Source organism: Spirochaetota bacterium, assembly GCA_040756435.1.
GTDB lineage: Bacteria > Spirochaetota > UBA4802 > UBA4802 > UB4802 > UBA4802.
In genome coordinates, this window is the sequence record JBFLZD010000071.1 from 1 (window position 1) to 14955 (window position 14955).

9 protein-coding genes are annotated in these 14955 nt (G+C 36.8%); 4 read left to right on the forward strand and 5 right to left on the reverse strand.

The features are described from left to right. The 3 genes from lepB to AB1444_14790 form a co-directional block, all read left to right on the forward strand. Window positions 1-913, forward strand: a 913-nt coding sequence (lepB, locus tag AB1444_14780) for a signal peptidase I (GenBank protein MEW6527918.1), incomplete at its 5' end; no start/stop codon positions are given. A gap of 14 nt (window positions 914-927) precedes the next feature. After that, window positions 928-2751, forward strand: coding sequence for a penicillin-binding transpeptidase domain-containing protein (locus AB1444_14785; GenBank protein ID MEW6527919.1), 1824 nt, complete (start codon window positions 928-930; stop codon window positions 2749-2751). A gap of 2 nt (window positions 2752-2753) precedes the next feature. After that, window positions 2754-4607 (forward strand): 6-hydroxymethylpterin diphosphokinase MptE-like protein, encoded by a 1854-nt coding sequence (locus tag AB1444_14790; GenBank protein MEW6527920.1) that lies wholly within the window; start codon window positions 2754-2756, stop codon window positions 4605-4607. 1 nt (window position 4608) lies between these two features. Here the strand turns inward: AB1444_14790 and AB1444_14795 are convergent, their stop codons facing one another. Beyond that, complete coding sequence (locus AB1444_14795) at window positions 4609-5364, reverse strand: prolipoprotein diacylglyceryl transferase (GenBank protein MEW6527921.1); 756 nt, start codon at window positions 5362-5364, stop codon at window positions 4609-4611. Window positions 5365-5575: 211 nt separating this feature from the next. Then, window positions 5576-7135 carry a fatty acyl-CoA synthetase gene (locus AB1444_14800; protein ID MEW6527922.1) on the reverse strand — a complete coding sequence of 520 codons (1560 nt, stop codon included), beginning with the start codon at window positions 7133-7135 and terminating at the stop codon, window positions 5576-5578. A gap of 366 nt (window positions 7136-7501) precedes the next feature. Between AB1444_14800 and nifJ the strand changes: the two genes are divergently transcribed. Continuing rightward, complete coding sequence (nifJ, locus tag AB1444_14805; protein MEW6527923.1) at window positions 7502-11023, forward strand: pyruvate:ferredoxin (flavodoxin) oxidoreductase; 3522 nt, start codon at window positions 7502-7504, stop codon at window positions 11021-11023. A gap of 285 nt (window positions 11024-11308) precedes the next feature. On the opposite strand, the gene AB1444_14810 is transcribed toward nifJ, so the two are convergent. From AB1444_14810 to AB1444_14820, 3 genes are all read right to left on the reverse strand, one after another. After that, window positions 11309-11473: a hypothetical protein gene (locus AB1444_14810; protein ID MEW6527924.1), complete on the reverse strand. Its 165-nt coding sequence runs from the start codon at window positions 11471-11473 to the stop codon at window positions 11309-11311. After that, window positions 11463-11801 (reverse strand): DUF1295 domain-containing protein, encoded by a 339-nt coding sequence (locus tag AB1444_14815; GenBank protein MEW6527925.1) that lies wholly within the window; start codon window positions 11799-11801, stop codon window positions 11463-11465. Before AB1444_14815 ends, AB1444_14810 begins: the two co-directional genes overlap by 11 nt. A 70-nt stretch (window positions 11802-11871) precedes the next feature. Beyond that, complete coding sequence (locus AB1444_14820; GenBank protein ID MEW6527926.1) at window positions 11872-14328, reverse strand: AMP-binding protein; 2457 nt, start codon at window positions 14326-14328, stop codon at window positions 11872-11874. Between the last annotated feature and the right edge of the window lie 627 nt (window positions 14329-14955).

Consider the following 14955-nt stretch of genomic DNA (forward strand, 5'->3'; position numbering starts at 1 on the left):
CGGGACATACGCTATAGGTGGTTTTTTATGCAGTGTATTTATGCTTAGAATACTGAATGATTTTATTAAATGGCGAAAATTTGAGAACGCCACATTGACAGCATCTCCGTCAGGGGTTAGCATTCAAACAAAAAATGAAAACTATCACTTTAATGCAAAAGATATTACATACCTTGAAGTCAATTTTTTCAGCAACCTGGTAATACGTGAACGGTATCGGAGTTTAGGATTCCCACTCATGCTGGTAAGCAATGATGACAGGGAAAAGCTTATACATTACTTTTATGACATGTCTCCTAAACGAACGGTAATGTTCAAAAAAATATGGGAAATGTTTGATGCCATCCTTGTTGCATTTATCCTTGCCATGCATATACGGCAGTTCATTATTCAGGCGTATTATATCCCAACAGGTTCAATGGAAGATACCTTGCTTGTTGGGGATCACCTTTTAGCCGAAAAGATAACATATGGGCCAACTATCCCTCAGATGATAGGAATGAAAAAGCCAATACATCTTTCCTTTTTAAGTATACGGCCTGTTAAGCGTGGTGATATCATTATATTCCGCCCTCCTAATGAAGAAGAAAAAGATTTTATAAAGCGGTGTATAGCGGTAGAGGGTGATGAAGTGCATATTGATGACGGTGCTGTATGGGTTAATGGTGTAAAATTAGATGAGCCATACGTCAAAGGCGTCACATCATACCGGGGATTCAGTGAAAAGCGCATTGAAGGGGTTGTTCCTAAAGGGATGATAGTAGCAATGGGTGATAACCGAGAAAATTCCTATGACAGCCGTGGTTTTGGGTATGTTCCGTTAGACAGGATTAAAGGTAAAGCATTTATTTTATACTGGAATACGGATAACATTAAAAATTTAGATTTTTCACGGCTTGGTTTAATCAAATAACATCCAAGGCTGATATGGAGAATGTATCGCATAAACGAAGAATAATTATTACATTAATCTTTATCAGTATTATAGCCGTATTATTAATACTAAAAATTACACAACTACATTTCAGTTCCAGAGTAATAGTTAATAATAAAAATGGTATAATAAAGCGTGGGGATATCATTGATGCAAATGGATATCCCCTTGCTGTTTCAATATATAAATATTCTATATTTGCTGATCCGCGTAAAGTTACCAATCCTGATATTGTAGCATTGAAACTTTCAGCTATACTTGCCATCCCTCAATCAGAAATAAAGGATCTGCTAACTCGTGACAGGCATTTTGTATGGATTAAGCGAAAGGTTGATGATGGTGTGATTAACAAAGTAAAGGAATTATCTTTGCCAGGTATTTATGTTAAAAAAGAATATGCTCGCGCATATCCTGAAGGCACATTAGCATCACAGGTTATTGGTTTTGTCAATATTGATAACATAGGGCTTGAAGGTATTGAATATAAATATAATGATGTATTATTTTATAGCGATAGTTCCGGTCAAATAGAACAAAAAGGGTTAACGGTACAGCTGACACTGGACAGATCAGTACAGTATATTGCACAGAAAGCAATTAATACATACGCCGGACATGTAAAACCAAAAAAAGCCGTTGCTGTGGTTTACGAAATTAAGTCGGGAAAGATACTAGCACTTGCGCTGTATCCACAATTCCATCCTGAATATTTTTATAATTACGATAAATCTGTGTTAACATGCTTTTCTGTTGTTGATGCGTTTGAACCTGGATCAACAATGAAGGTATTTGCTGCTATAACCTTACTGGAACATCTACCGGATGCCCTCAAAAGAACGTATATTTGCAAAGGCAATGTTGAGGTATATGATGCAACCATAAAGTGCACAAAGGAACACGGCAAGGTTACTCTGAATGATATCATCACCTATTCATGTAATGCAGGAATCATTCAGGCAATGCAACCGGTAAAAAAAGAATATTTATATCAAACTCTTACCCGTTTTGGATTTGGCCAAAAAACAGGTATACAGCTTCCCGGTGAAGCTCCCGGAATCCTTCGCAATACAGAGCAATGGTCAGGTCTTTCAAAATATTCTATGGCTATAGGGCAGGAAATATCAGTGACCTCTGTGCAGCTTGTTGCTGCTTTTGGAGCTATCGCCAATAATGGCATATATATGTACCCTCAGATAGTAAATCAGATTCAAAACAACAATGGAGAGATAGTCACCAAATTTTTTCCAAAGACAAAGGGGAAAATATTGAATGAAACGATAGCAAAAACCATTCTTTCAATGATGCATAACGTTGTTATTGAAGGAACAGGAAAAAAAGCATATGTTGCAGGCTATGGCACAGGAGGGAAAACCGGGACGGCTCAGAAATCGTTGCCACAGGGTGGCTATATTCCTGAAGCGTATGTTGTTTCCTTTGTTGGGATTGCCCCGGTTGATAATCCCGATATTTGCATTCTTGTTATGTTTGATGAACCGGTTTATGGAGGTTCGGGCGGTGAACTGGCAGCACCTGTTTTCAGTGATATTGCAAAACGAGTGTTGCCGCTTAGAGGGTTTGGAAGTGTAGCTATCAATGCTACGAAAGCTAATCCTTTGCAATACAAACCATTTCAGGATGATGTATTGCCAAATTTTATTGGTCAGACTGATACCATTGCTTTGCGCAAGCTCATAAATTTACAGCACAAATATCCGATACAGTATATAATGAAAGGGAAGGGCAAAGTTGTTGCTCAGGATCCAAAACCGGGAGTACCCTTAAAAAAAGTTGCTACTATTACGCTGGTTCTGGAGTAAGTGTGAACAATATTTTTGAAAAAAATATTTTGGCGATAACTCAACGTAATGAGTCTTTAGCTGAAATAATAAAAAATACAGATTACGCACCATACGTTGAGGTGTTGCATGCAAAAAGTGGTGATGCCATTCCTGTTGTGAAAAAAGATACAGGATATATTGCAGTACACAGTAAATTTGATCCTATAAAAGAAGCACAACGCCTTATTGATGAATTTGATTGTGCACAATACGATTGTATCATCGTATCTGGATTTGGATTTGGATATCATATTGAGTGGTTGTTGAAAAAAGTAAAAAAAGATGCAACGGTTTTAGTTCTGGAACAATTTCCATGGATGGTTGCAGCAGCTATCGCTTACAGGGATTTACAGAACATATTGAGTGACAGGCGAATTATATTGCTGGTCAATCCTGATGAGGAAACGATAGCCATTCACATGAGGGGAAGGTCCTCATATAAAACGCTGTTTATCACACATCGCGGTTCATTTCAGGTTAACCCTGAACGATACACCAATCTGCAAAGAATTGCAAAAGCATATATTTCCACCAAAGAAGTCAATATTGCCACACTGGCTAAATTTGAAAAATTATGGACTTCAAATATTGCTCGCAACATCAAAGAAATTATTAGTGCTCCTCCTGCTGCAGCATTTTTTGATATGTTCAAAAATGTTCCTGCTATTATAGTTAATGCTGGGCCAACATTGACACAAAGCATCCCATACATTCAAAAACACTACAACAGTGCCATAATAGTTGCGGTGGATACGTCCCTTAAAGTTTTAGAATATTATGGTATTGAACCGCATTTTTGTATTACGGTTGACCCGCAGTTAATAAACGCACGGTATTTTGAAGGTGTCCATAGTAATAGAACAGTATTAATAGCTGATCCCATGGTGCATCCTTCCACATTTTTGTTTTACAGGGGTAGAAAGGCAATCACCGGCGTAGCATTTGATATGATGAAATGGATAGAACAGACGATTGGCAGCTACGGAAATCTACGCTATGGAGGTTCAGTGTCAACCAATGCATATGATTTTGCAAAACGGTTGGGTACCCATCCCATTATCATGGTTGGGCAGGATTTGGCTTTTACCACAGGACTGGCTCATGTTAAAGGTGCATATCTGGATGACCATATATTTTTCAGGAACTATCGCACCTATACTGTTGAGATGTTTAACAGGTTTCAGCTTACTGCTCTACCAAAGATTTTTGTTAAAGGAATAAAAAGCAGGCAGGTTCATACTAATCAAAAGATGATGATCTTTATTTCCTGGTTTAGCAGATTGAATGACCCTTCATTGATTAATGCTACATATGATGGTGCGTATATAGAAAATGTTGTTCATAAAACTTTTAACGAAATTACGTATCAAGATTCCGGAATAAATATCTGGAATGCGATTGATGAAATATATACCCGTTGTGTGCCCGACGAAAGAACCATAGCGTTACATTCAGAAAACTTAATAAAACAATTGGATGAAATGTTAGGACAAACAAGCGCGATGGATGACATTTTGCAACGGGCAATACAGTATTCAGAGGAATTGATACAAAACATAAAAAAGAGGAAGACGCAATCGATAGCTTTGCTGGTAAAAAAACTGGATGAAATTGATAATAAGCTTACTGAACTTAGTGTTACAAAGAATTTGGTTGGGTTAACCATACAGCACATTATTCATACAGTCACTGAAGGCTATGAAATTGATGAAACGGTTACTAATGAACAGGAAAAAGTTGCTTTAAAATCCCTGTACTTATATAAGGGAATGCTTGAAGGACTACAGTATAGCACCCGAGTTATAAAGAATATGATAGTATTATTAAAGCAATAGTTTATGCTTTTAGTAACTTTTTATGATTAACTATTACAAGCCCAGCAATGCCTGCCATAATCAACCCTAATGCAATTATTTGTGCCTGTGTTAACCCAGCAAACACAACAGGGTTTCTTCGGATGAATTCCACAAAAAACCGTGGCAACCCATTTAAAATCAAGTATATAAAAAAAAGTGTCCCCTGTGGGAATTCTTTTTTTCTGAGTTGTAATAAAAATATTGCTACTATAAATGAGAAAAATGATTCAAAAAGAGGTGTGGGGTACACAGCGTAGGATATTGGTACAATTCCATTGGGATAAGCAACACCAAAAATGCTTGATGTTTCAATACCATAACACCCATCACCAGCAACGTGGCAACCTATTCTTCCAAAACCATACCCAACGGCTATACATGGTGCTGTAATATCAAGAATTTTTAAAACAGGCTCATTGCTTTTTTTAATGATAAAATAGCTGAATAACAATGCAAAAAGAAATCCACCATATATAGAAAGGCCAGCACCAGAAAATACTGTACCGGCTGGATCTGATAAAAATTCATCCATATGATCCAGTATATGAAATACTTTTGAGCCAATAATGCCCGCTGGAATTGCTACCAGTAATATCTTGTATGCTAAATCCGGGTTAATATTACTTAAGATAAGTTCACGTTCAAATAAAATGTATGCCATATAAATTCCTATAGCAAGCATTACACCGTATCCACCAATGGTAATAAACTTATACTGGAATAATATTGGATACATGGTGGAGATCCTCCTTTTAAATAAATTAAAACTATTTTGACTTCAATTACGGCTTTCTTAAAAAAATATAATGATAGTACATCTATTGAATCATTTTCAGTTCTGTTGAGTGTAAAGTATTAATACAAAAAGTCATAATGACTACAACAAAAAAAATTGCAACAGAATTATATCTTCTGTTGCAATTTTTTGTGATGCTACTGTGTATTGTTTATTTTGTTTCAACTGCTAATGTTTGACGTAATTCCCGTTTTAATATTTTGCCCGATGGATTTTTGGGCAATGCATTCATTATAAAGATTTTCTTTGGCGTTTTAAATCCTGCTAAATGCTGTTTGGCAAATGCAATGATCTCCTCCTCTGTTGCCTGCATATCCTTCTTCAATACAACTGCTGCGCAAACAAGTTCAATCCATTTGGGATCGGGCAGGCCAAATACAGCAACCTCAGCAATGGCAGGGTGCTGGTATAATACTTCTTCAACTTCACGTGATGCAACATTTTCGCCACCTGTTTTTATCATATCTTTTTTACGATCAACAACATACAGATACCCATCTTCATCAATTCTTCCTAGATCTCCACTGTGAAACCAGTCATAAGCAAATGCTTCGGCAGTTTTTTCAGGATCGTCCAGATACCCTGTCATAACGTGACCTGATCGGTGAACTATCTCACCAACTTCACCAACTGGTACAAAGTTACCATCATCATCCATCAATGCTGTTTCAACATTGAGTACTGGTTTGCCTGCTGAACCTGGTTTTTTGAGCTGATCTTCTGGTTTTAATATTGTTGCAACTGGCCCCATTTCGGTTTGGCCATAATAATTCCACAAGCGCAGGCCAGGGAATACTTCAGTTAACCGCTTTAAAACTTCCACTGGCATGATACTGGCACCATAGGCAGCTTTTTTTAGTGAAGAAAGATTATACTTTTTAAATTCAGGATGATTGATAATCCCAATCCATACAGTAGGCGGGGAAAACATGTGTGTAATGGAATATTTTTCAATAAGTTGCATCATGGCAACCGGGTCTGCTTTATGTAAAATAATATTTGTTGCTCCTATATACAGGAATGGCATGAGGAAGCAATGAAGCTGTGCACAGTGAAAGAGTGGTAATGCATGCAGGCTGATATCGTTTGGTTGATATTCACCTTCAATGATGCAACTGAAATACTGTGACAGTAACGCTCTGTGCGATAGCATAGCGCCCTTTGGCTTTGATTCAGTGCCACTGGTATAAGGAATTTGTGCAATGTCTTCTGGATACACTGTTGTTGCAATATCATACGTCGGCATGCCCTGCAACATTTCATTTAAGTTATCAAAACCTGGTGGTGTTGGGGTGCCTTCAATCGGGATAAAAAGCCAGTTTTCTACAGTGGTGCACTTATGTTTTGCAGGTGCTATCACATTATATAAATTATCTTCAACAATTACCATTTTGGATTTGGAGTGATTTATGATATATGCCATCTCATCGCCATTAAGCATGTAGTTAATGGGTACCTGAATTGCCCCAATCTTTGAAAGACCAACAAAGCTGATTGGATAATAGTGTGAATTAAAAGCTATAATAGCAACACGATCACCTTTTTCTATGCCATACTGTTGCATCAGGTGGCCAAAACGACAACAATCATCTTCAAGTTGTCTGAATGTTAGACTGGTGTCTCTGAATACAATTGCTGTTTTTTCACCAAAACGCAAAGCAGCGCGTCGTACCATGTCAGCTATTGTATCTCTGTAGTAAATGTTAGCCATAAGGATCCTCCATTTATATTATGATAAGATATATGACAAATATGAAATATGCCTTCTGTCGTGCAAGCATAAAATGTTAATAAAATTTAATATAGCCAAAGTATATATGTAATGAACTATCGCTCATAATGAATAGTTTGAAATTATGTACATAAATGCTATGTTATTGGTAATGATGTAATTACTAAGAATTTAGTATTTTATTAATTGATTTTTTTATTGACTTACATTACACTAAATGAAGAAGGTTATTTACACGCCGTGATCTTTCATTAATCTAAAAATTTTATTGGGTAACTAATCTCAAGTTTATTTGGGAAAGGGATTTTTATATTTCAAAATCAAAACAGAAAGGAGAAAGCTTTCATGGCAAAAAAGATTATGAAATCAATGGATGGTAACGAAGCTGCTGCATATGTATCGTATGCGTTTACTGAAGTAGCTGCCATCTATCCCATTACACCATCTTCACCAATGGCTGAACATGTTGATGAATGGGCTGCACATGGAAAGAAAAATATTTTTGGACAGGTTGTTCGTGTTGTTGAAATGCAATCAGAAGCGGGAGCTGCAGCTGCTGTGCATGGATCACTGCAAGCTGGTTCGCTTACCACTACGTATACGGCTTCGCAGGGATTGCTTTTGATGATTCCCAATATGTATAAAATATCTGCTGAATTACTGCCGGGTGTTTTTCATGTCAGTGCGCGCTCAATATCTGCCCAGGCCTTATCCATATTTGGCGATCATCAGGATATAAATGCTTGCCGCCAAACAGGTTTTGCAATGCTTGCAAGCGGTGGAGTGCAGGAAGTTATGGATTTAGCTGCTGTTGCCCATCTTTCAGCAATTAAATCACGTATACCATTTTTGCATTTTTTTGACGGTTTCAGAACCTCGCATGAAATTCAGAAGATTGAAGTGCTGAATTATGAAGATTTAGCTAAGCTCATTGATTATGCAAAGTTAGAAGAATTCAGAAACAATGCATTAAATCCTGAACATCCTGTTACACGAGGTACGGCCCAAAATCCGGATATTTATTTCCAGGCCAGGGAAGTAAGCAATATCTTCTATCAAGCAGTACCTGATATTGTTGAAGAATACATGCAGGAAATAACAAAACTTACTGGCAGGGAATACCATCCCTTTACCTATTATGGTGCACCTGATGCTGAACGTATCATCGTTGCGATGGGATCAGTCACAGAAACAATAGAAGAAACTATAGATTATTTACTGAAACAGGGTGAAAAGGTTGGCCTAGTTACATGTCATCTATACAGACCATTTGCACCAAAGTATTTCTTCAAAGTATTGCCGCAGACGGTAAAGTGTATTGCAGTGCTTGATAGAACCAAAGAACCCGGTTCAATTGGCGAACCGTTATATTTAGATGTTCGTGCAGCTTTTTACGGAACAGCTAATTCACCTGTTATTGTTGGTGGACGCTATGGATTAAGTTCCAAAGATACTACACCTGCACAGATTATTGCAGTATATAATAATCTCAAGCAAAATGAACCAAAGAATGGTTTTACTATTGGGATTGTGGATGATGTAACTTTTACATCATTGCCACTGCCTGATGATACCAGTGTGGTGCCGGAAGGTACCTTTGAGGGTAAATTCTTTGGTGTTGGTTCTGATGGAACTGTTGGTGCAAATAAAAACTCAATTAAGATCATTGGTGACAACACTGACCTTTATGCACAGGCATACTTTGCTTATGATTCAAAGAAATCGGGTGGTGTAACGGTTTCACATCTTAGATTTGGTAAAAAGCCAATACGATCAACGTATTTAGTTAACAATCCTGATTTTGTAGCATGCCATGTCCCTGCATATCTGGATAAATATGATATTTTAAAAGGTTTGAAAAAGGGTGGAACATTTTTGCTCAATTCGTTGTGGGATGAGGAAGAAACCAAGAAGAAGCTCCCGGATTATATTAAACGATATTTAGCCGAAAACAATATTAAATTCTATATCATTAATGCAACGGAAATATCGGAACGGATTGGCCTTCCAGGAAGAACCAATACCATCATGCAGGCAGCCTTTTTCAAGGTAAGTAATGTTATTCCCTATGAAATTGCTGAAAAGGAAATGAAAGATGCCATTGAAAAAACCTATGGTAGAAAAGGTGCTGATGTTGTAAGCAAGAATATGGCTGCAGTTGATGAAGGTGCAAAAAATGTAAAAGAAGTAAAAGTACCTGAAGAGTGGAAAAATATTGAACTTCCCGGAAAGCCAAAGTTTGAAGAATTGCCCGAATTTATCCGTGAGATAGTTGAGCCAATGAACAGGTTAGAGGGCGATAGTTTACCGGTAAGCGCCTTTTTGCCAAGACCTGATGGAACATTCCCACCCGGCACCACGCAGTATGAAAAGCGTGGCATTGCGGTCAATGTTCCCGAATGGCAGCCCGATAATTGTATTCAGTGTAATCAGTGCGCATATGTGTGTCCGCATGCAGTTATACGTCCATTCTTGCTGAATGATGATGAAATGAAAAAAGCCCCTGCTGATATGGCAACACTGGATGCAAAGGGCAAAGGCCTGGAAGGGCTTAAATTCAGAATTCAGATAAGTCCCTTAGATTGTACTGGTTGTGGCAATTGTGCTGAAGAATGTCCTGCAAAAGAAAAAGCATTGGTAATGAAGCCGCTTGAAAGTCAGTTGGATCAGCAGAAATACTGGGATTTCATAGTAAAAAATGTAACGTATAAAGACAATTTAATGAACAAATATACGGTAAAAGGTAGCCAGTTCTGTCAGCCACTGTTTGAGTTTTCAGGTGCATGTGCAGGTTGTGGTGAAACTCCTTACATCAAGCTCATTACACAGCTTTTTGGTGACCGGATGCTTATTGCAAACGCAACTGGCTGCTCATCAATTTATGGTGGCTCTGCCCCTGCTACACCATATTGCATCAATGCGCAGGGACGTGGGCCTGCATGGGCAAGTTCACTATTTGAGGATGCTGGCGAATTTGGTTTTGGAATACATTTGGGCGTTGCTCAGCAGCGCAATAAGATTGCACAGCTTTTAGACCAGCTTGCAAAAACAACAACAAACACACAACTTAAAGAAGCTGCACTTGAATGGATTGCCGGAAAAGATAATGCTGAAAAATCACGAGAAGCAACTAAAAAATTATTACCGCTATTGAAAGGCGATAGTTCTAAAGAAGCAGCTGAAGTGTTGAAATTATCACAATACTTAGAAAAGAAATCTATCTGGGTATTTGGCGGTGATGGGTTTGCCTATGATATTGGGTTTGGTGGTCTGGATCACGTTATTGCATCAGGTGAAGATGTAAATATACTGGTAATGGATACCGAAGTGTATTCCAATACTGGTGGTCAGTCATCAAAAGCAACTCCAATAGCAGCACAGGCCAAATTTGCAGCAGCTGGCAAACGAGTACGGAAAAAAGACTTAGGGCTTATGGCAATAACGTATGGTTATGTGTATGTGGCTCAGGTTGCTATGGGTGCAAGCCAGATGCAGTATATGCGCGCATTAACCGAAGCTGAAAGCTATCCTGGCCCCTCGCTCATTATAGCATATTCACCATGTATTAATCATGGATTGCGTGAAGGTATGGGAAAATCCCAGTTAGAAGCAAAGAAAGCAGTTGAATGCGGGTACTGGACATTGTGGCGCTATAACCCATTGCTTGAAAAAGAAGGTAAAAATCCATTTATACTGGATTCCAAAGAGCCACAGTGGGACAAATTTAACGATTTTCTCATGGGTGAAGTACGCTATTCTGCATTAAAGAAGGAATTCCCTGAAGTTGCTGAACAACTGTTTGCAGCGGCACTGGATAATGCTAAATGGCGGTATAACAATTACAAAAAACTGGCAGCACAGTCATAACATTTGTGAATAAGGGGGTGTTCCAAAAGACACCTCCTTACAATGACTTTTGCCTTCCTGTCATTGCGAGGAACGAAGTGATGAAGCAATCCCATAGTTGCGAGCGCCGTAGGCGCGTGGCAATCTCATCTTCTGCGGCATTGAGATTGCTTCCCTTCGACAAGCTCAGGGCAGGCACTTCGACAAGATAAGTACAGGCGCTACGATCGCAATGAAACTGTACTAGCGTCATTGCGTGCCCCACGGTTTCTTTTGAGACGGCCCATTTTTAATGTCTTTCATCTATTATACTTTCGTATTGATGATCTTGCCTTTATTTTCTTCCTCAAGGGTTTTTGGCACTTCACTCAAGCGTTTGCTTGCTTCTTCAACAGTGTTCTTCCCCATTTCTTTAGTTTTTTGCAATACGCCTTGAGTATTTGTGGATACATCATTAATTTTATTTATCATAAACCCTCCCTTGTTGTATGTACTTATTGTAATTTCTTCTTTGGCAATGGTATAAATCGTCTTCGCCCTTACCACGTTTTCGGTAAAAAATGTATATAGATAACCGCAACCCCCATACAATAACCAGAGTCATAATAATTATTGCTCTGGTATAATAGCCCTTATACAATATAAATGTAAGCACTGATACCAGTATAAAGCCCAATTCCCAAAACACATCGGCAATGCTTGCATCTTTTGTAATAAGGCTTATGATCCATGCAATGAAAAAAAATGCAAGGACTGCTGCACAATTGGTTATTATTATCTGCACTAAGGTTTCAATCATAGTAGCTATCGCCTAAGTTTATGATACTAAAGTATATAGTTGGGGATTATCAAAGTCAAATTAATTATTTTCATGTTTTAAGTTTTTGTGCGATAGCAGCCTGTGTTATTGCCACAATATTGTCAACAGTGAGTTTATCAGGATATACTGGTGGCAGTATATCAATAGTTATTGGTGAGGGTTTGGGGAGTATTTTACCACGTTTGAACGATTGGTATGCACCCTGTATTGCGATTGGCACAACTGGACAATTAAGTTCTTTGCTAAGAATTGCAAATGTTTTTTTAAAGGTTCCAAGCTGCCCGTCAATAGTGCGTGTGCCTTCAGGGAATATGATAATATTTTGTTTATTTTTTAGAATTGCTGCCATTTTCTGAATTGAATCTTTAAGGTTAGTGTCAATATTTACAATTATAGTATTCATTAATTTTGCCAGAGAATCCCCGCGAGATACTTTGATAAAACCTAATTCTCGGGATAAAAAGTAGCTGTGCATTAATGTTTTATTTGGCAGTGATGCAATAAGAAGAATTGAATCAAGAAAACTTTGATGATTTGGGGCAAAGATAACAGGACTTTCAGGTATAGTATCTTTTCCATTAAGTTTTAATTGAAAATATAATTTTACCAGTGGTTTTACTATAAGTTTTAAAAATAGTATTAAGGAAAATCCATGCTTAAAGGTATATGAAGTATCTTTGATAAGTATCTGTAGCCAGTTTTGTGCATGTTCTTCAAATTTTGATTTATGATGGGCAATAAAAGCAGCCAATTCTTCAACGGTTGGATTATTGAGAATATCAGCATTTGATATTTTAATGCCAAACGTTTCTTCAATGTACGTCTGGAAGGAAAGAATTCCTAAAGAATCTATGCCAAGATCCAGTAAAAGATTATGATGGGGTAAAACTTTCTTACGGGTATGAATGGTTAAAAATCTGCTAATGGATTTATATTCAATTGTTTTGGGTTCTTTAATTTCTTCATGTATTTTTGATTTTTTTTCATTTTCCACCAGTTGTTTTACTATGTATCGCTGTAGTTTTCCTAATCGGGTTTTTGGCAGTTCATCTTTGGAGATAGTTATTTTTGTGATGTGTTTATAGCTTGCAACACTTGCATTATAGCGATTGATGGCTTTACGTTTTATGGTTTCAAGGATATTTACAATATTTTCTTTTGTAATCACGCTGTAATCAGGATGAATAACTGCCGTAAGATTTCCCTGGTCTTCAATAACCCCTATTTCTTTTATTAACGGAGATATCCGTAATATGTGTTTTTCAATTTCTTCCGGATTGATATTTTTTCCACTGGGTAATACGATCATATCATCTTTTCTACCAGTTACATACAGGTAACCATCCTTATCAAAATAACCAGTATCTTTGGTATGAAACCACCCATCGGTAATGACTTCATCAGTTGCCTTCTTGTTTTTGTAATAGCCTTTCATTACATTTCTACCCTTAACCAGAATTTCACCATCAACAATTTTTACTTGAGTTCCTTTTACGGGTAAGCCAACAGAACCCAACTTGACTTTTGAAAAGGGGTTAAAGGCAACAAGCGGAGCAGTTTCAGTTAATCCGTATCCTTCAACAAGATTAAATCCTAAGGTTTTTAAGTCATTGGCCACTACAGGGTCTAATTTAGCTCCACCAGTAAGAAATGCATGAATATGCCCGCCAAACGCATTGTGAACTTTTTTAAAAAGAATTTTTGAAAAGGTAAGATTATTAACAACTTTTGCAATTAAAAATAATGTATACGCAACAGGATTCTTCCTTACTGCTGCTATGATGTTTTTATGTAACAGTTCATACAATCGAGGTATTCCTAAAAACATGGTGACGTTACGTTTTTGTAATGCTGCCAGTATTTTATCAAGTACCAGTTCTTTTACCATAACTATAGAGGCATTGAGGTATAGTGGTGCTGTAACACAACCCTGAAGTGGAAAAATATGGTAAAAAGGCAACAACGCAATCATTCTGTCATTTTCGGTTAACATCTTTAAATCGGCTATTGCCTGTATGCTGCATAGCAGGTTGTCATACGTAAGCATAACACCTTTTGGCTTTCCTGTTGTCCCTGATGTGTACATAATGATTGCGGTATCATAATAATTGATTTCAGGGAATTGTAATGATATATCTGGTTTGATTTTACACTGTTCTAATATATATACGCGTGGCTTAAATTTTATAAGCTTTATTGCTTTTTTTACTGTAGGAAGTGTATTAACTGAACAGTACAGTGCCACAGGCCTGCAGTTATTGAGTATATAGGCAAGCTCATTTTCTTTAAGGTTGTAATCACAGGGGACCGCTATCCCTTTTTTAGCCCATATACTGTAGAAAGCATAAATCCATTCAGGGCTATTTTCAGCAAATATGAGGACTCTGTCGCCCTTTTTAATTTTCAAATTATACGCAAAAGATTGTATATTTTGAATAAGCTCGTTATATGAAATTTCTTCATTTTCAATATATATTGCTATTTTATCAGAAGGTTTTGGGAACATTATTTATTCTCCTTCCATATTACGGATTGAAATAGGATTCACATCTACATCACTTACATTGTAAATATGAATATAAAGTACTATCAATTTGTCTGGAATTGTAGATAAATTTTCCGTAATAATTTATAAATAATGCATTTTAATATAAAAAGTTTAAAGAATAAAAGTTGAGAAATTATTATCATTCAAATACAAATACATTTGAGGTTATAACCTATTATTTATTCCTAAAAATAAATTTATGGTACAATATACTAATAAATAAAAATCCTGCTCCTTTTGCTGGGAGGATTTATACGTCATTGTTAAAAGGTAATTTAATTTGAGTAACAATCATTGATTAAATTAATTACAAATTTATAATCAGTTGTCAACTAAAAATAATTGTATATAAACAAAAGGTAATAGTATAGATTTTTTAATTTTTCAAAATAACGCACATATAATTTTTAAAATGTAATAGTAATCCATTCCAAGTAAAAATAAAATATAAGAAAATATTGTTCTGGCCCCGATTTATCAAGCACTTATTTTGCTTAATATATAATAATTCTCCAAAGCGTCGTTAGGCGAAACATAGCCAAGTCTTTCAAGCATCCACTCGTTATTGTACAACTCAATAAATTC

What these genes read in the sequence shown, in the direction of transcription:
- AB1444_14800 (MEW6527922.1), bottom strand. Translation starts at nt 7,135, where the DNA reads ATGGCTAACATTTACTACAGAGATACAATAGCTGACATGGTACGACGC.
- nifJ (MEW6527923.1), top strand. Translation starts at nt 7,502, where the DNA reads ATGGCAAAAAAGATTATGAAATCAATGGATGGTAACGAAGCTGCTGCA.
- AB1444_14815 (MEW6527925.1), bottom strand. Translation starts at nt 11,801, where the DNA reads ATGATTGAAACCTTAGTGCAGATAATAATAACCAATTGTGCAGCAGTC.
- AB1444_14795 (MEW6527921.1), bottom strand. Translation starts at nt 5,364, where the DNA reads ATGTATCCAATATTATTCCAGTATAAGTTTATTACCATTGGTGGATAC.
- AB1444_14785 (MEW6527919.1), top strand. Translation starts at nt 928, where the DNA reads ATGGAGAATGTATCGCATAAACGAAGAATAATTATTACATTAATCTTT.
- AB1444_14820 (MEW6527926.1), bottom strand. Translation starts at nt 14,328, where the DNA reads ATGTTCCCAAAACCTTCTGATAAAATAGCAATATATATTGAAAATGAA.
- AB1444_14810 (MEW6527924.1), bottom strand. Translation starts at nt 11,473, where the DNA reads ATGATAAATAAAATTAATGATGTATCCACAAATACTCAAGGCGTATTG.